The 18,073-nt window shown below is 70.0% G+C and carries 14 protein-coding genes; 7 read left to right on the top strand and 7 right to left on the bottom strand.

Features of this window, described 5'->3' with window-relative positions; genetic code table 11:
* Positions 1-309: 309 nt before the first annotated feature.
* Both manB and BHU15_RS30360 read right to left on the bottom strand, forming a co-directional pair.
* Entirely contained in the window at positions 310-1,392 is a 1,083-nt protein-coding gene (gene manB / locus BHU15_RS30365) for a mannose-1-phosphate guanylyltransferase (protein WP_069630091.1), read from the bottom strand.
* A gap of 62 nt (positions 1,393-1,454) precedes the next feature.
* Complete coding sequence (locus BHU15_RS30360) at positions 1,455-2,714, bottom strand: peptidoglycan recognition protein family protein (RefSeq protein WP_069630090.1); 1,260 nt, start codon at positions 2,712-2,714, stop codon at positions 1,455-1,457.
* A gap of 137 nt (positions 2,715-2,851) precedes the next feature.
* On the opposite strand from BHU15_RS30360, the gene BHU15_RS30355 reads away from it, so the two are divergent.
* The 4 genes from BHU15_RS30355 (at position 2,852) to BHU15_RS30340 (ending at position 9,085) form a co-directional block, all read left to right on the top strand.
* Positions 2,852-3,604, top strand: a complete 753-nt coding sequence (locus BHU15_RS30355; RefSeq protein WP_069630089.1) for a TIGR03089 family protein — start codon at positions 2,852-2,854, stop codon at positions 3,602-3,604.
* A 191-nt stretch (positions 3,605-3,795) separates the two neighbouring features.
* Positions 3,796-5,148, top strand: a complete 1,353-nt coding sequence (locus BHU15_RS30350) for an LCP family protein (protein WP_069630088.1) — start codon at positions 3,796-3,798, stop codon at positions 5,146-5,148.
* 225 nt (positions 5,149-5,373) lie between these two features.
* Positions 5,374-7,266 (top strand): LCP family protein, encoded by a 1,893-nt coding sequence (locus BHU15_RS30345; RefSeq protein WP_069630087.1) that lies wholly within the window; start codon positions 5,374-5,376, stop codon positions 7,264-7,266.
* Positions 7,267-7,336: 70 nt separating this feature from the next.
* Positions 7,337-9,085 carry an LCP family protein gene (locus BHU15_RS30340; RefSeq protein ID WP_079128471.1) on the top strand — a complete coding sequence of 583 codons (1,749 nt, stop codon included), beginning with the start codon at positions 7,337-7,339 and terminating at the stop codon, positions 9,083-9,085.
* Between the two features lie 78 nt (positions 9,086-9,163).
* Here the strand turns inward: BHU15_RS30340 and BHU15_RS30335 are convergent, their stop codons facing one another.
* Positions 9,164-10,198, bottom strand: coding sequence for a glycosyltransferase family 2 protein (locus BHU15_RS30335; protein WP_069630086.1), 1,035 nt, complete (start codon positions 10,196-10,198; stop codon positions 9,164-9,166).
* A 192-nt stretch (positions 10,199-10,390) separates the two neighbouring features.
* On the opposite strand from BHU15_RS30335, the gene BHU15_RS30330 reads away from it, so the two are divergent.
* Entirely contained in the window at positions 10,391-11,974 is a 1,584-nt protein-coding gene (locus BHU15_RS30330; protein ID WP_438284993.1) for an LCP family protein, read from the top strand.
* Between the two features lie 21 nt (positions 11,975-11,995).
* Here the strand turns inward: BHU15_RS30330 and BHU15_RS30325 are convergent, their stop codons facing one another.
* Entirely contained in the window at positions 11,996-12,544 is a 549-nt protein-coding gene (locus BHU15_RS30325; protein ID WP_023541307.1) for an acyl-CoA thioesterase, read from the bottom strand.
* Between the two features lie 128 nt (positions 12,545-12,672).
* Here BHU15_RS30325 and BHU15_RS30320 point away from each other — a divergent pair, with 128 nt between their 5' ends.
* Complete coding sequence (locus tag BHU15_RS30320; RefSeq protein ID WP_079128470.1) at positions 12,673-13,953, top strand: LCP family protein; 1,281 nt, start codon at positions 12,673-12,675, stop codon at positions 13,951-13,953.
* 42 nt (positions 13,954-13,995) lie between these two features.
* Here the strand turns inward: BHU15_RS30320 and BHU15_RS30315 are convergent, their stop codons facing one another.
* Positions 13,996-14,499 (bottom strand): DinB family protein, encoded by a 504-nt coding sequence (locus BHU15_RS30315; RefSeq protein WP_069630083.1) that lies wholly within the window; start codon positions 14,497-14,499, stop codon positions 13,996-13,998.
* Positions 14,500-14,596: 97 nt separating this feature from the next.
* Positions 14,597-15,769, bottom strand: coding sequence for an acyl-CoA dehydrogenase family protein (locus BHU15_RS30310; RefSeq protein ID WP_069630082.1), 1,173 nt, complete (start codon positions 15,767-15,769; stop codon positions 14,597-14,599).
* A 197-nt stretch (positions 15,770-15,966) separates the two neighbouring features.
* Between BHU15_RS30310 and BHU15_RS30305 the strand changes: the two genes are divergently transcribed.
* Positions 15,967-17,313 (top strand): UDP-glucose dehydrogenase family protein, encoded by a 1,347-nt coding sequence (locus tag BHU15_RS30305; protein WP_069630081.1) that lies wholly within the window; start codon positions 15,967-15,969, stop codon positions 17,311-17,313.
* Positions 17,314-17,330: 17 nt separating this feature from the next.
* Here the strand turns inward: BHU15_RS30305 and BHU15_RS30300 are convergent.
* On the bottom strand, positions 17,331-18,073 hold a 743-nt coding region (locus BHU15_RS30300; protein ID WP_171908475.1), incomplete at its 5' end, for a membrane dipeptidase.

The following is an 18,073-nucleotide window of genomic DNA, read 5'->3' as shown; positions in this document are numbered from 1 at the left end:
GCGGGCTTCGCCGCGCCGGGAGCCAGGTCACCCGCCTGCGGCGGATGGAAACCGGGCGTACGCCGCCCCTGGGCCCCTTGCTGGGGAGGCGGGGCAGCGGGCTGCGCCGGGCGGGTCAGCCCAGGGCGGACACCTCAGGCGCACCGCCAGGCAGACGAAACAGTGTGCTTCATGCCGGCGGGCGCCAGGTCATCCATCCCCTGCGGGGAGGAGAAGGGACGGGCTTCGCCGCGCCGGGGCGCGTCAGCCTGCCGACCAGCCCCGGTGCGCTCCATCGCACCTGCGCCGGACCCCCGGCCGGCCCCCGGCCTACTCGTCCGACGAGAAGCGGATCGAGGCCGGTGGGAGCGTCGTGTCGCACCAGACGCGGGCTCCCGCGCGGAGTTCGTTGTCCGGGCCCACCGTCGCGCCGTCGCCGATCACCGTGTTCGTCAGGGTCGTGCGGGCTCCCACGCGCGCCCCCGCGCCCACCAGGGAGTCCGTGATGATCGCGCCGGGGCCGATCACCGCGTTGGACAGGATCGCGCTGCCCGAGATGTGGGCGCCCTCCGCGATCACCGCGCCCACGCCGATCACCGTGCCCGCTGTGAGTTTCGCGTCCGGGGCGACCGTGGCCGTCGGGAGGACGAGGCGGTCGCCGCAGCGGCCGGGGATCGCGGGGGACGGGGCCACGCCCAGGACCAGGTCCGCCGAGCCCCGGACGAAGGCCTGGGGGGTGCCGAGGTCCAGCCAGTACGTGGAGTCGACCATGCCCTGGAGATGCGCCCCGGACTCCAGCAGGCCCGGGAAGGTCTCACGTTCCACCGACACCGGGCGGCCCGTCGGGATGGCGTCGATGACCGAGCGGCGGAAGACGTACGCGCCCGCGTTGATCTGGTCGGTGACGATCTCTTCCGGTGTCTGCGGCTTCTCCAGGAACGCCGTGACCCGGCCGTCGTCGTCCGTCGGCACCAGACCGAACGCCCTCGGGTCGTCGACCCGGGTCAGGTGCAGCGAGACGTCCGCCCCGGACGACGCGTGGGTGGCGACCAGCGCGCCGATGTCCAGGCCCGTCAGGATGTCGCCGTTGAAGATGAGCACCGGGTCGTCCGGGCCGGAGTCCAGCCGGGAGGCGACGTTGCGGATCGCGCCGCCGGTGCCGAGCGGTTCGTGTTCGGTGACGTACTCCAGCCGCAGACCGAGCGACGAGCCGTCCCCGAAGTACGGCTCGAACACCTCCGCCAGATACGACGTCGCGAGGACGATGTGCTCGACCCCGGCGGCCCGTGCCCGTCCCAGCTGATGGGCGAGGAACGGGACGCCGGCCGCCGGGATCATGGGCTTCGGCGTGTGCACCGTGAGCGGCCGGAGCCGGGTGCCCTTGCCACCGACCAGGAGGATCGCTTCAGTCACCTTGTTCGTCTCTGCTTCCTGCTGGGGCCGGCGGTCCCCCGTGCGGGGGATGGCCCGTCAGTCTAGGAGCGTCCCTGGTACTTCGCGGCGGATACACGCACCGAGCCGAGCTTGCTGTACAGCTTGTTGCCCGGGCAGTCGGTCACGAACCCGTCCCGGTGGCCCGAGATCGCGTTCATGCTGACCTTCCTGCCCTTCGGGTACTTGTTGCCGCCGCCCGACGTGAGCGTCACCTTGCCCTTCGGGTTGATCCCGTGCAGCCCGAGCTTCCAGGCCGCGAGCTTGGCGACGGCCGTGGTCACGGCCGCGGGCGGACTGGTCTTCGAGTACGACCCGAGGACGGCGATGCCCGTGCTGTTCGTGTTGAACCCGAGGGTGTGCGCGCCCATGACCGGCTTCGTCACTCCCCCGGCGCGCCCCTCGTAGATGTTTCCGCACTTGTCGATGGCGAAGTTGTAGCCGATGTCGCGCCAGCCGCTGCTCGTCACGTGGTAGCGGTAGATACCTCGGATGACGGAGGGCGCCTGCTTGCAGGTGTAGTTGTTGCCCGTCGCGCTGTGGTGGACGAAGGCGGCCTTCACTGTCTTCGTGTAGCCGAGCTGCTTCTCGCGCAGTTTCTCGTTCGCGCCCCAACCCTTGCGCGAGATGATCTTCGGGCGCGGTGCCTTGTACGGTTTCGCCACCGGTACGCCGTCGGCCGCCGGACCGGAGCCGGGTTCGGCGCCCGCCGTCTGGCCCCGCGAGGCGTCCGCCTGCGTCACCGGCAGTTGTTCCGGCGCCTCTCCCGGGTCGATGAGTTCCAGGCTCAGCCCACTCGGCAGCGGCGCACGGGCGGGGCGGGTCTGCGGCTCGGTGTCCGGGTGGTCGTGACCCCGGACGCGTACCTGGACACCGTCCGACGCCCCGACCCACAGCGGCGCCGTCGAGCCCCGCACGGTGCCGGAGTCACGTTCCGACGTACCGAGGTCGGCGCCGTGTTCGGCGTTGTGCGTCTCCAGGTCCTGCCAGCCGGACCAGGTACCCGTTGCGGCGGAGCGGTTCCTGACCTGGACCGATCCGTTGAGTTCGGCGTCGGCGTCGTCCCAGACGACACCGACGAGCGAGAAGGGTTGGACGTCCCGCTGGGCCAGCCCCTGCTCGGTGGCGACACCGGAGGAGCGTTCGGACCCGAGCGGGACCAGGGGCAGCGACTCGGTGGAGCCGGGAACGGGGGAACCCGCCCGGGCGTCCCGGGGAGCCGCCGCCGCGGAGGACACGGAGAGCGGGAGGACGAGTGCCGCGGCACAGGCGACGCCGATCGAGGAAGACAGGAATGCACGCATGTCCCGATCGTGCGCCCGGCCGGCGGTGCCCGCCTTCCGGGAGCACCCGCGGAAACTGACGGGCCATCGGACCAACCGGTGGACGGTGTCACCGGTACGGCGGTGCGCGCCCGGCCGCCCCGCGTACCCTTGCCCGCGTGAACGCCAGCGACCGCACCCCCGCCGACCTGCTGCGATCCGCCCTCGCCACGGATCCGGCCCGCCCCTTGGTCACCTTCTACGACGATGCCACCGGTGAACGCGTGGAATTGTCCGTGGCCACCTTCGCCAATTGGGTGTCCAAGACCGCCAATCTCCTCCAGGGCGACCTCGCCGCCGAGCCGGGCGACCGGCTCGCGCTGCTGCTGCCGGCGCACTGGCAGTCGGCGGTCTGGCTGCTGGCCTGTTCCTCGGTCGGGGTGAGTGTCGACATCGGCGGCGACCCGGCCCGCGCGGACCTCGTCGTCACCGGTCCCGACACCCTGGACGCCGCCCGCGCCTGCCGCGGGGAGCGCCTCGCGCTCGCGCTGCGTCCGCTCGGCGGCCGTTTCCCCCAGACGCCCGACGGGTTCTCGGACTACGCGGTGGAGGTGCCCGGACAGGGCGACCGGTTCGCCCCGTTCGCGCCGGTGGACCCGAACGGGCCCGCGCTCGCCGTCGGCGGTACGGAACTGACGGCGGCCCAGGTCGTCGAGCGGGCCCGCGCCGACGCCACGGCGCTCGGTCTGACGGCGCCCGGCGCGCGGTTGCTGTCCGGCAAGGCGTACGACTCCTGGGACGGGCTCTCGGCCGGGCTGTACGCGCCGCTCGCGGCGGGCTCGTCGGTGGTGCTGTGCCGCAATCTGGACCAGCTGTCGGCCGAGGGGCTGGCCAAGCGGATCGAGAGCGAGCGGGTCACCGCCACGGCGTAAGGGGTCCGCGACGGCGTCGGGGCTGCCTCGGGGCTGCGACACGGTGAACTGATCGTCCGACGGGTTCCGGCGTGGAACGCCGCCTCCGGTAGATGATCGTCGGTAGTTCTTGTTCAGTGCACAACCAAGCGCGCGGTTCAGCCGTCTACCCCTGAAACCGGCGGAGCCGTGCGCCGCCGACGCCGTGAAGGATGGACTCCGCCGTGACCGACAGTGCTGGCACGCCGCCCGAACCGGACCCCCGGGCAGAGGACGAGCCGCCGACCGCGTCGCCCGCGTCCGACGGCGACAACGGGAGCGAGAAGAGACAAGAGGACGGGCAGTCCTCCGGGGACGGGGCCGACGACGTTCCCAAGGCCGGGGCCGTCGCGGTCGCCGACGGCCCCGACCCCGGCACCCCGCGCAAACGGCACTGGCTGCGCTGGACCGCCCTCGGCACCTCCGTCGTCGTCCTCGCCGCCGCCGGTGCCGGCTGGTGGTTCTACCAGAAGCTCGACAGCAACATCACGACGGACACGACCGCCGCCGCCGAGCTGCGGACGTACGAGAAGGAACGCCCCAAGCCCATCGCCGTCGACGCGAAGAACATCCTGCTCATCGGCTCCGACACCCGTTCGGGCGCGGGCAACGGCAAGTACGGCCGCGACGACGGCGGTTCGCAGCGCTCCGACACCACGATCCTGCTGCATCTGGCCGCCGACCGGCGGAGCGCGACCGCCATGTCCATCCCGCGCGATCTGATGGTCGAGATCCCGAGCTGCCTCACCGAGGACGGCAAGCGCTCCAACAAGCAGTCCGCGCAGTTCAACTGGGCGTTCCAGTTCGGCGGTGCGGCGTGCTCGATCCGTACGGTCGAAACGCTCACCGGCATCCGCGTCGACCATCACATGGTGATCGACTTCAGCGGCTTCAAGGACATGGTGGACGCCGTCGACGGGGTCGAGGTCTGCCTCAAGAAGCCGGTGAACGACGTCGACGCGCATCTGAAGCTGCCGGCGGGCAAGCAGACCCTCACCGGCGAGGAGGCCCTCGGTTTCGTACGGGCCCGCAAGACGATCGGCGACGGCAGCGACACCGAACGCATGGAGCGCCAGCAGCAATTCCTCGGCTCGCTCGTCAGGAAGGTGCAGAGCAACGGTGTTCTGCTCAATCCCACGCGGCTGTATCCGGTGCTGGACGCGGCGACCAAGTCCCTGACGACCGACCCCGGTCTGAACACCCTCAGGGACCTGTACGACCTGGCGCGCGGCCTGCGGAACGTACCGACCGAAAAGGTGCAGTTCCTGACCGTACCAAGACAGCCCTATGTCAATGACCCGAACCGTGACGAGCTCGTACAGCCGGACGCCGACCGGCTGTTCGCGAAATTGCGCAAGGACGAGCCCGTCTCGATCGTGTCGGCCGAGGAGAAGCAGGCCGAGAACACACAGCGTGACGGCGGAAGTTCGAAAACGGATGGAAAGCCGGACGACATGGGACCGTCGGAAGCCTCCGCGACTCCGACTTTCCCGGGCACAAATGCCGCCGCGGGGCTCTGCGAGTAAAAGCAATACCAAGGACCGGTCGGCAGTCTATGACGATTGGGCAGATTGCCCCCTTGTAAGAGGAGTCGAATTTGTCACTGGCGTCGCTCGACGCTGAACTGGGCGGATAGTGTGACGCAATCCGGCTTCATCGGACCGTGAGGTCGCGCACTGCCGGATCGAAAGACCGAGCGCCTTTGGGGGAAGAGGCGCTTCGCGTGGCACCGACGGAGGACTCAAGCAACCGTGGATGCGCATAGCCGTGGACAGTCGGACGGGATCGACCCCGCCGACCAGTGGGTACTCAACCCGCAGACCGGCAATTACGAATTGCGACTGAACCACTCCGAAGGGCAGTCGTCCGCCCCTTCCCGTGATGCGGGAAACGGGCAGAGCGCCCCTCGCCGGTCGAGAAACGCACCGCCCACGGACGGGGTGCCGCAGGGACGTTCCGGCTCCGGCAGAGACCGCAGAGCACCGGGCGCCGCGGGGGCGGCGGCCGGCGCCGGCGCGGCGGCCGGACCGGGTGCCGACGGCGCGGATGACGACGGCGGGACGCGCGTCCCCCGCGCCCGCAACTCCGCTGCTTCCGGCTCCACTTCGGGTACGTCCCGGCGGGACGTACCCGGCCAGCGGGGCCGCCGCGCCGCGAACAACGCCGACGCGCCCGCCGCGGGCCGCCGCAAGCGCAAGGCTCCGCCGAAGAACCGTAAGAAGAAGATCCTCGGCTGGACGGGCGGCATCACGGCGTTCGTCCTCATCGGCGGTGCGGGCGCGGCCTATTACGCGTACCAGGAGCTCAACGGCAACATCAAGACGATCGATGTCGAGGGCGCGGGCAGCGGCGGCTTCAAGAAGGACCAGGCCGTCAACATCCTGGTGATCGGCACGGACAAGCGCACCGGCGCCGGCAACGAGAACTACGGGGACAAGGACAGCGTCGGTCACGCCGACACCACGATCCTCTTCCATGTCTCCAAGGACCGGACGAACGCCACCGCGATGTCCATCCCCCGCGACCTGATCACCGACATCCCGGACTGCGAGACGAACACCGAGGACGGCAAGAAGGTCGTCCCCGGCGAGCAGGGCGTCCGGTTCAACACCAGCCTCGGTCAGTCCGAGCGCGACCCGGGCTGCACGATGCGTACGGTCAAGGAGCTGACCGGTCTGACGGTCGATCACTTCATGATGGCCGACTTCAACGCGGTGAAGACGCTGACGACCGCGGTCGGCGGTGTGGAGGTGTGCGTCGACAAGGACGTCGACGACCCCGACTCACATCTGAAGCTGACCAAGGGCAAGCACGTGATCAAGGGCGAGCAGGCGCTCGCCTTCGTCCGTACGCGGCACAGCTTCGGCAACGAGAGCGACCTGGACCGGATCCAGACCCAGCAGCAGTTCCTGGGCTCGCTGATCCGGAAGATGAAGTCCAGCGAGACGCTGACCAATCCCTCGAAGCTGTGGGACCTGGCGTCGGCGGCGACCGACGCGCTCACCGTCGACACGGGCATCGGCAGCATCGAGAAGCTGCGTGACCTCGGGATGGAGCTGTCCAAGGTCAACCCCAAGAACATCAGTTTCACCACGTTGCCGGTGCTGGACAACCCGGCCGAGGTCGTGAAGGCGACGGTCGTGGTGAACGAGGCGCAGGCCGAGCCGCTGTTCTCGATGATGCAGAACGACGTCTCCCTCACCGAGGTGAAGCAGAAGGAGAAGGACGCCAAGAGCAAGCAGGCGGCCCTTCTCAAGGGAACCAAGGCCGACCCGGCCGATGTCAGGGTGGATGTGTTCAACGGCGGCGGGCCGCAGGGTTCCGCCCAGGAGACGCTGTCCTGGTTGCAGAACGAGGAAGGCGTGCCGAAGTCCACCAACAAGGGCAACGCGCCCGCCGAGTTGGACAAGACGTCGCTGGAGTACGCACCGAACCAGGCCGACCAGGCCCGCCGTCTCGCGGACATGATGGGCCTGCCCGCCGCGGCGATGAAGCCGGGCAAGGAAGACGCCGAGGGGCTGGAAGCGATGACGCTGACCCTCGGGGCGGACTTCAAGGGCGCGGGGGTGCCCATCACCGGTCCGGCGAAGGCGCCGGAGGGCGTACAGAAGGTCGAAGCGGACAAGCAAGTGTGCGCCAAGTGAGACCGGCTCCGGTGTTCCCGGAGCGCCGGTCGTGCGCAGCGCTCGAACGACAGGGGTAGGGGGCACTGGGGTGGGGCAGAGCACGGACAGGCAGTGGGAGCGACAACGTGTCCCGCACGCCGGTGAGTTGGGCTGGGACGACAGTCTCTACGAGGGTGACGGCGCGGGCGGCGGAAGCGGCCCGGACCCCGCTCACGGTTCTGACGGTGCGTCAAGTCGTGGTTCCGGCAACGGTTCCGGCGGTGACGAGGGCAGCGGCTCGGGCAACGGCTCCGGCAGAGCCCGAAAGGGCCGTCCCCGCCGTAACGGCACGCGCCCGCGCAGCCGCCGCGGCAAGCGCCGAATACTTCTCTGGGTCTCCTCCGCCCTCGCCCTGCTGCTCCTCGGCACGGCCGGCGCCGGATACCTCTACTTCCGTCATCTCGACAGCAATCTGAAAAAGGAAGACCTGACACTCGGCGACAAGCCGATGGCCGACCACAAGGTCAACTCCGCGGGCCAGACCCCGCTCAACATCCTGCTCATCGGCTCCGACGCCCGCGACTCCAAGGCGAACCAGGAACTCGGCGGCGCGAAGGAGACCTTCGGCGGCCTGCCTCTCGCCGACGTACAGATGCTGCTCCATGTCTCCGCCGACCGCAGCAACATGTCGGTCGTCAGCATGCCGCGCGACACGATGCTGAAGATGCCCAAGTGCACGAACGCGGAAACCGGGAAGGTCTACCCGGCGAGCACGGGCGACGTACAGACCAACGAGAGCCTGGGCCGCGGGGGTCCGGGCTGCACGGTGGCCACCTGGTACGAGCTGACCGGCATACCCATCGACCACTTCATGATGATCGACTTCGCGGGTGTGGTGTCGATGGCCGACGCCATCGGCGGCGTCCCGGTCTGCGTCACGGAGAACATCCACTCGCGCAACGCCGAGGGCAAGGGCTCCGGGCTGAAGCTGAAGAAGGGCGAGAGCGTCATCCAGGGCGAGCAGGCCCTCCAGTGGCTCCGTACACGCTACGGCTTCGAGGACGGCAGCGACCTCGCCCGTACCCACGCCCAGCACATGTACATGAACTCCATGGTCCGGGAGCTGCGCAAGGGCGCCAAGCTGACCGACCCCGGAAAGCTGATGAGTCTCGCCGAGGCGGCCACCGACGCGCTGACCGTCGACAAGGGCATCGACGGAGTCAACAAGCTCTACGGCCTGGCGGAAGAGCTCAAGAAGGTCCCCACGAACCGGATCACGATGGCGACGATGCCGAACGTGTACGGCACGGGCGCCCAGTCCGGGCGGGTGTTCCCGAAGCCGGGCGACGCCGAGCAGCTCTTCACCATGGTCCGCGACGACGTGCCGCTCGACGGCAAGGCGTCCAAGCGCAAGCCCCCGGCCGAGTCCAAGGACCCGGCGGCGGCTCCGGCCGACACCGGGGTGCTCGTACGCAACGGCACGGGCAGCGACACCCAGGCGCCGACGCCGCAGCGGGCCACCGCGGTGGCGGGGCTGCTGGCCGGCGAGGGCTACACGAAGGCCGTGTCGGACGCGACGCTCGATCCGCACGAGCGCACCGAAGTCCTGTTCCCCAACGCCGAGTTGGAGGGCGACGCGCAGGCGGTCGCCAAGTCCCTCGGTATTCCCGTGAGTTCGGTGAAGAAGTCGACGGACGTGTCGGGTGTGACGCTGGTCGTGGGCGCCGACTGGCGTACGGGTGACACGTACCCGAAGTCGGCGGCGAAGGACGAGGACAAGACGCCGGACACGGCGCGGGCGCTGAACGGGGCCGACGAGGGCCAGTGCATGGAGGTCCAGCCCGGCTTCACCTGGTAGCCGGGCTGCCTCGCGACCGTACGAGAAGGAGCCCCGGGCGACGCGCCCGGGGCTCCTTCTCGTACGTGACGGCCTTGCTCAGGCGGCCTGTTGCTGGACCGCCGGGCGGCGGCTCGCGATGACCTTCTTGGCGAGCGAGCGCGGGCTGGTCAGGAAGCCGACCCCCCACGACATGTGCATCGTGGCGAGCGCGAGGGGGATCTGGAGCCGCGCCTTGAGGGGCAGGCCCTTGCCCGCGGGTATCGAGCCCGCGACGATCGCCGCGAGATAGCCGGCGGGGACGATGAGCGCCCAGGGTGTGACGGCCAGGCCGACGACGAGGCCGAGGACGTTGGCGCAGACGGCGACCGGCGGGGCGAGGTAGCGCAGATTGATCGAGCCGGAGTGGAAACGGGCGACGACATGGCGCCAACGGCCGTAGTTCCGGTACTGCTTGGCGAGCTCCCGGACGGACGGCCGCGGCCGGTACTGGACGCGCAGCTCGGGCGAGAACCAGATCTGGCCGCCGGCCTCGCGGATCCGGAAGTTCAGCTCCCAGTCCTGGGCGCGGATGAACTCCTCGTTGTAGCCGCCCTGTTGCTCCAGCGCGGCCCGCCGGAAGACGCCGAGGTACACGGTCTCGGCGGGGCCCGCCTCGCCGCCCGTGTGGAAGGCCGCGTTGCCCACGCCGATCTTGGAGGTCATCGCCGCCGCGACGGCGTGCTCCCAGTCGTTCTCGCCCTCGGCGTTCATGATGCCGCCGACGTTCTGCGCGCCCGTCTCCTCCAGGAGCCGTACGGCGGTGGAGATGTAGTTCGGCGAGAGCATGCCGTGGCCGTCGACGCGTACGACGACGGGGTGCTTGGACGCCTTGATGGCCGCGTTGAGCGCCGCCGGCGTGCGACCCGTGGGGTTGGGCACGGTCTGCACGCGGGCGCGGGCGCTGTCCGCCGTCTCGCGTACGAGTTCGGCCGCGATCTCGTCGGTACGGTCCGTGGACGGGCCGAGCGCGATGACCACTTCCATCTCGCCGTCGTACTCCTGCTCCAGGATGTGCCGGACGGAGTTCCTCAGATGCCGTTCCTCGTTGAGCACCGGCATGATCACGGAGACGGCGGGGGGCTGGGCAGGCATGTGGTCCTTCGGGCGTCAGGGAGAGGTGTGCACCGAACGCCACGTTACCGCGAATGGGGGACTGCGACGCGCGTCGGGCGGGCTCAGCGCAAGGCTGCTGATCGTATGGGCCTACGTTGCGTCCCCTGGCCCATCCTTCGCCCCGTCTCCCGGTGGTCCAGTCGTTTTCCGTCACCCGCGGAGGTGTCCCCCGTGCCCACACCACCCCGCTCCCCGCGGCCCCGGCCCCGGCCCGCCGGCCGGCCGAGACCTGCGCAGCCCGGCGTCCGCGCCGCCGGGAACGAGCGGAGTGCCCAGCCGGCCCGGAAGGCGCGGAAGGCCCCGGCGGCACGGGCAGCCGGGACGGCCCGCGCCCGGCGGCGGAACGGGCGGCCCCGCTGGGGAATGCGGGTGGCCACGACCCTGTCCGTACTGGTGCTCGGCGCCGGCGGCATCGGTCACGCGATCGTGACGAGTCTCGACACCGGGATCGGCCGGGTCGACCCGTTCAAGGACATGAAGAACCGCCCCGACGGGGGCCACGGCATGAACATCCTCCTCGTCGGCACCGACGGCCGCGACAAGATCACCAAGGAGGAGCGGCAGAAGTACCGCCTCGGCGGCGCCCCCTGCCGCTGCACCGACACGATCATGCTCGTGCATGTCTCGGAGGACCGGGAGCGCGCGAGCGTCGTGAGCCTGCCGCGCGACAGTTACGCGGAACTGCCCGCGCACACCGACGCGACCAGCGGCGACAAGCACGGGCCGCACCCGGTGAAGCTCAACGCGGCGTACTCGGAGGGCGGCCCGCATCTGACGGTCAGGACCGTGGAGAGCATGACGGGCGTGAAGATCAACCACTATCTGGAGGTCGACTTCACCAGCTTCATGAAGACGGTCGACTCGCTCGGCGGGGTGGAGATCTGCACCGCCAAGCCGCTGAAGGACTCCCACACCGGCCTCGACCTCGACGCGGGGACCCACAAGCTGGACGGCGGCCAGGCCCTCCAGTACGTACGGTCCCGCTATCTCGACGGGTCGTCCGACCTCGGCAGGATGCAGCGCCAGCAGCGCTTCATGGCGGCGCTGATCAACCAGGCGACCAGCAGCGGGGTGCTGCTCAATCCGGTGAAGCTGCGCGGTGTGACCTCGACCATGCTCGACTCGGTCCGGGCGGACAAGGGCTTCGGTACGGAGGAGATGCTGGCGCTCGGCAAGGCGATGCGCGACTTCACCCCGGCCTCGTCGGAGTTCACGTCGGTGCCGGTCGCCGAGCGCGGCTTCCCGGTCAAGGGCATCGGCTCGACGCTGAAGTGGGACCCGGTGAAGTCGCGGAAGCTCTTCCGGGCGCTGCGCGAGGACAAGCCGCTGACGCCGTCGGCGCCGGGCGGTGGGCGCGGGCCGCAGGGGCCGAAGCAGCCTCCGGCCTCGGCGGTCGAGGTGTCGCCGCAGCAGATCCGGGTGCAGGTCTACAACGCGACGCGGCAGGACGGTCTCGGCCAGCGGGTCGACGGCGCCCTGCGCGGGACGGGCTTCAACACGACGCGGGCGCCGCTGAACCACACGGGGCCGGAGGTGTCGCGTACGCAGGTGCTGTTCGACCCCCGCTGGGACCGCTCGGCGAAGTCCCTGGCGACGGCTCTGCCGGGCTGCGAGCTGCGGCCGGTGCCCCGGCAGGGCGCGACGCTGAAGGTGATGGCGGGGACGGACTACAAGACGGTGCGGCCGGTGCGGGCGGAGGATGTGCACCAGGGCGAGTTCGGTGCGGTGACCGGCGACCAGGTGGTCTGCCCGTAGGACGTCCGCAGGCGGATCAGGTCATTCGTCGATGCCGTCCGCGGCGCGCTTCTCGCGCAGCTCCTTGATCGCGCGCCGCCGGGCGAGCCGGTGCGTACGCCGGATCTGCGCCTCCTGGTAGCGCCGCTTGTCGCGCTCGGTCTCCGGGACCACCGGCGGTACGGGGCGGGGCCTGCCGTCCGCGTCGACGGCGGCGAAGACGAGATAGGCGCTGCCGACCTGCTGGGCGGGGGTCGACTCGTTCCAGCGCTCGGCGAGTACGCGTACGCCGACCTCCATGGAGGACCGGCCCGTCCAGTTGACCTGGGCCTTCACATGGACCAGGTCCCCGACCCTCACCGGCTCCAGGAAGACCATCTCGTCCATGGACGCGGTGACGGCGGGCCCGCCCGAGTGCCGGCCCGCGACGGCGCCCGCGGCGTCGTCGACGAGCTTCATGATCACACCGCCGTGCACCGTGCCGAGGAGGTTGGTGTCACTGCCGCTCATGATGTGGCTGAGCGTGGTGCGGGACGCCGATGTGGGCTTACCCGGAATATCTGTCTCGGGGCGGACGGCCTGGTCTGTCATGCCCTCCACCCTATGCGGGGGTCCGTCACGGGTCGTCGCCGGTCGCATTGCATCAGCTTGGCAACAGGCTTGCAGTGATTTTCCTCCACCCCTGTATACGGGGCATCTCCGGACGCCACACTGTCACCATGAACGATTGGCCTGACGGATGGAACGGCGACCGCGCTGACCGTGGCGGCGAACGTTACGGACGCGGCAGCGGGAGCGCGCAGCCGGAGAGTGCGCGAGCGATGCCGCACGTACAGCGGCGTGCCGTTCCCCGGCAGCAGTCGCAGGGGTACGACGCGGGGTACGACCCGCAGCCGCCCAACAGCGACTACAACACCGGCCAGGTCTACGGTTCCCCGGCCGGCCGGGGCCAGGGCGGGCCGCCGAGTGTGCCGCCGCAGGGCTCGTACAACAACGGCGGGGGATATCCTCCGGCCCACGCACCGGACTGGCGGCGCCGTATCAAGATCACCGCGCTCTCCCTGGTCGTCGTCTTCCTCACCGTCTCCATAGGCACGTACTTCTGGGCGGACTCCAAGCTCAAGCGCGAGGTCGACCTCGGGAAGGTCATCGAGCGCCCGGAGGCGGGCGACGGCACGAACTATCTGATCGTCGGCTCCGACAGCCGCGAGGGCATGTCCGACGAGGAGAAGAAGAACCTCCACACGGGCAGCGCCGAGGGCAAGCGCACCGACTCGATGATGATCCTGCACGACGGGTCGAACGGCCCGACGCTGGTCTCGCTGCCGCGTGACTCGAACGTGGTGATCCCGTCGTTCCGCGGCTCGGAGTCCGGGAAGATGTTCCCCAACCAGGGCCGCGAGACGAAGCTGAACGCGGCGTACGCGGAGGACGGGCCCGAACTGCTCGTGCGTACCGTCGAGTTCAACACCGGTCTGCGCATCGACCACTACGTCGAGATCGGCTTCGCGGGCTTCGCCAACATCGTGGACGCGATCGGCGGTGTCGAGCTGGACATCCCGAAGGCGTTCAAGGACAAGAAGTCCGGCGCCGACTTCAAGGCCGGCAAGCAGACGCTGGACGGTGAGCAGTCCCTGGCGTACGTCCGTACCCGGTACGCGTTCGCGGGCAGCGACCTGGACCGTACGAAGAACCAGCAGAAGTTCCTGGCGGCCCTGGCCTCGCAGACGGCGACGCCCGGCACGATCATCAACCCGTTCAAGCTCTACCCGACGATGAGCGCGGGCCTGGACACGCTGATCGTGGACAAGGACATGTCGCTCTGGTCGCTGAGCCAGATGTTCTTCGCGATGAAGGGCGTCACGGGCGGCGACGGCACGTCGATGAACATCCCGATCTCCGGCAGCAAGGGCGGGAACCTGGTCTGGGACAAGGCCAAGGTCAAGCAGCTGGTGGAGCAGCTCAACAACGACGAGAAGGTCACGGTCACCTCGAACTGACACCGGTGCCGGGCCACGGCCGGGGACTCGGACGGCGGGCGGTCACTCCTGGGAGATCTCCCGGTGATCGCCCGCCGTCCCGTCGATCAGCTCCCGCACGATGTCCGCGTGCCCGGCGTGCCGTGCCGTCTCCTCGATCATGTGGATCAGGACCCAGCGCATGCTGACGACCCTGCCGTCCCACGCCGTGCCCGTCTCGTCCAGGCCGGTCTCGTGGATGGCCCGGTCGGCGGTGACGCGGGCGCGGGCGTAGAACGCCAGGATGTCGGCGGTGGACTCGTCGGGCCCGACGGTCATGTCCTCGGTCTCGGTGTCGAACCAGTACGGCTCGCTCTTCCGCCCGAACGGCGTGCAGAACCACTCGTACTCGGCGGTCGCGAGATGCTTCACGAGACCCAGCAGATTGGTCCCGGAGGGCGTCGCGGGCCGTCGCAGCGCCTCGTCACCGAGCCCGTCGAGCTTCCACAGGACGACGTCCCGGTGCCGGTCGAGGGCGACGTACAGGCTGTCCTTCTCGCTGCCGGTGTACGGCACGGATCTGATCATGCCGGGAAAGCTAGCAGCGCCCACTGACAACGCCCCCTCGTCGCCCACCGGCCGCCCCCGCCCGACTCGTGGGCGGGGGCGGCCGGCCGGGAGCGGGCTACGGGAGGTTGCGGGCCATCACGATGCGCTGGATCTGGTTGGTGCCCTCGTAGATCTGGGTGATCTTGGCGTCGCGCATCATCCGTTCCACCGGGTAGTCGCGCGTGTAGCCGTAGCCGCCGAGGAGTTGGACCGCGTCCGTGGTGATCTCCATCGCCACGTCCGACGCGAAGCACTTGGCCGCCGCGCCGAAGAAGGTCAGGTGCTCCTTGTCGCCGCCGTCGCTGACGCGCTGGGAGCGGGCCGCCGCGGAGTAGGTGAGCTGGCGGGCCGCCTCCAGCTTCATCGCCATGTCCGCGAGCATGAACTGCACGCCCTGGAAGTCGGCGACCGGCTTGCCGAACTGCTTGCGCTCCTTGACGTAGCCCGACGCGTAGTCGAGCGCGCCCTGGGCGATGCCGAGGGCCTGGGCCGCGATCGTGATGCGGGTGTGGTCCAGGGTCTTCATCGCCGTCGCGAAGCCGGTGCCCTCGGCGCCGATGAGGCGGTCGGCGGGGATACGGACGTTGTCGAGGTAGACCTCGCGGGTCGGGGAGCCCTTGATGCCGAGCTTCTTCTCCGGGGCGCCGAAGGAGACGCCCTCGTCGCCCTTCTCCACGACGAACGCCGAGATGCCCTTCGTACGGAGGTCGGGGTCGGTGACGGCCATGACCGTGTAGTACTCGGAGACGCCCGCGTTGGTGATCCAGCGCTTCACGCCGTTGAGCACGTAGCTGTCGCCGTCCCGTACGGCCTTGGTCTTCATGCCGCCGGCGTCGGAGCCCGCGTCCGGCTCGGAGAGGCAGTACGAGAACATCCCGTCGCCCTTGGCCAGCGGGCCCAGGTACTTCTTCTTCAGGTCCTCGCCGCCGGAGAGGACGACGGGCAGCGAGCCGAGCTTGTTCACGGCCGGGATCAGGGAGGACGAGGCGCAGACGCGGGCGACCTCCTCGATGACGATCACGGTGGCGAGGGCGTCGGCCCCGGCGCCGCCGTACTCCTCGGGGACGTGGACCGCGTGCAGATCGGCGGCGACCAGCGCGTCGAGCGCCTCCTGCGGGAAGCGGGCCTCCTCGTCCACCTCGGCGGCGAACGGGGCGATCTTCGCCTCGGAGAGAGCGCGTACGGCGTCGCGGAGCATGTCGTGCTCCTCAGACGGGCGGTACAGGTCGAAATCAGCCGATCCGGCCACGGTCTTTCACTCCCCTGGATGCTAACTACCGTTAAGTAACCCTAATTTTAGAGGGCCGGGGCACCGACGGCCTACGTGAGTTTGCCGACAGCTCCCCGCCCTAGGGGGTGTCTTGCGGCGCAGGCGCCCGAAAGGGCGTCCGGGGCGCGCGGCTATGCTCGGGCACCGCATCCCGAACGCGTCCCCCAGGAGCACCCATGGCCCTCAAGATCACCGTGATCGGCACCGGCTACCTCGGCGCCACCCACGCCGCGGCCATGGCTGAACTGGGCTTCGAGGTGCTGGGGCTCGACGTCGTCCCCGAGAAGATCGAGATGCTGACGGCGGGCCGGGCGCCGATGTACGAGCCCGGCCTCGAAGACCTGCTGCGCAAGCACGTCGCCGGCTTCGAGGGATCGACCGGCCGGCTGCGCTTCACCTCCTCCTGGGAGGAGATCGGCGCCTTCGGCGACGTCCACTTCGTCTGTGTGAACACCCCGCAGAAGCACGGCGAGTACGCGTGCGACATGAGCTACGTGGAGAGCGCCTTCGACTCGCTGGCCCCGCAACTGGGCCGCGCGGCGCTGGTGGTCGGCAAGTCGACCGTGCCCGTCGGCAGCGCGGAGCGCCTCGCGCGGCGGCTGACCGAGCTGGCGCCGGCGGGCGAGGAGGTCGAGCTGGCCTGGAACCCGGAGTTCCTGCGGGAGGGCTTCGCCGTGCAGGACACGCTCCACCCGGACCGGATCGTCGTCGGTACGCACAGCGAGCGCTCCGAGAAGCTGCTGCGCGAGGTGTACGCGACTCCCATCGGGGAGGGGGCGCCGTTCGTCGTGACGGACTTCCCGACCGCCGAGCTGGTGAAGACGGCCGCGAACTCGTTCCTCGCCACCAAGATCTCCTTCATCAACGCGATGGCCGAGGTCTGCGAGGCGGCCGGCGGTGACGTGGTGAAACTGGCGGAGGCCATCGGCTACGACGAGCGCATCGGCAAGAAGTTCCTGCGCGCCGGGATCGGCTTCGGCGGCGGCTGTCTGCCCAAGGACATCCGGGCGTTCATGGCGCGGGCGGGCGAGCTGGGCGCGGACCAGGCGCTGACGTTCCTGCGCGAGGTCGACTCGATCAACATGCGGCGGCGCGGACACATGGTGGAGCTGGCGCGTGAGGCCGTCGGCGGCGACTCCTCGTTCCTCGGCAAGCGGGTCGCGGTGCTGGGCGCGACGTTCAAGCCGGACTCGGACGACGTACGGGACTCCCCCGCGCTCAACGTCGCGGGCCAGATCCATCTCCAGGGCGGTCAGGTGACCGTGTACGACCCGAAGGGCATGGACAACGCCCGCGGGCTCTTCCCGACGCTCGGCTACGCGGAGTCGGCGCTGGAGGCGGTGCGCGGCGCAGATGTCGTCCTGCACCTCACCGAGTGGCGCGAGTTCCGCGAGCTGGACCCGGCGGAGCTGGGCGAGGCCGTGACGCGTCGGCTGATCCTGGACGGGCGCAACGCGCTGGACCCGGCGGTGTGGCGCGGGGCCGGCTGGACGTACCGGGCGATGGGGCGGCCGAGGGCCTGACCGGCCCCCTCCCCCGACTACCGGCGGGCGCCGTCCAGTTCCTCGATCGTCACCGTCGACGGGGAGCGGCGCTGCTGGGCGGCGCGTGCGATGAACTCGGTGTCGCGCAGCACGCGGGCGGCGTTGCCCCAGGTGAGGTCGGCGATGGCGGCGTCGTCCCAGCCCCGGTCGAGCAGTTCGGTGATCAACCGCGGGTAGCACGAGGTGTCTTCGAGGCCGGCCGTGTGGGGCGTGTCCGCCTCGTGGCCGTACGCCCCCGAGAGACCGACGCACTCCGCGCCCGCCACGTCACGTACACGCTCGACATGGTCGGCGACCGCGGTGACGGACGGGGCGCCGCCGTCGCGGGTGGTCTGCTCGGGGGCGAAACTCACCATGCAGATACCACTGTTGGCGCCGAGCAGGCTCAGGATCTCGTCGGGGACGTTGCTGTCGGCGGGGCCGCCGGTGACGGCGCGGGCGGCGGAATGGGAGAACATCGCCGGTGCCTTGGTGACGGCGAAGGTGGCGCGCGTCGTCTCGTCGGACGCGCCGGACAGGTCGATGACGACACCGAGGCGGTTCATCTCGCGTACGACCTCCTGACCGAAGCGGGTCAGTCCGTCGTCGGCCCAGCGCGCGCCCGCGAGCGCGAGTGCGCGCACACCGAGGAAGTGGAACGCGCGGAGCGTGGCGAGCGAGTCGCCCATCGCCGGACCCGAGACGGGTCCGAGGAGTGAGGCGACGCGTCCGCAGTTGCGGGCGCGTCGCCTCACTCCTC

This window comes from Streptomyces niveus (genome assembly GCF_001723055.1).
In the GTDB taxonomy this organism is placed as follows: domain Bacteria; phylum Actinomycetota; class Actinomycetes; order Streptomycetales; family Streptomycetaceae; genus Streptomyces; species Streptomyces niveus.
The sequence above is the reverse complement of the archived record's forward strand: the minus strand, read 5'-3'. Positions and strand labels throughout refer to the sequence as shown.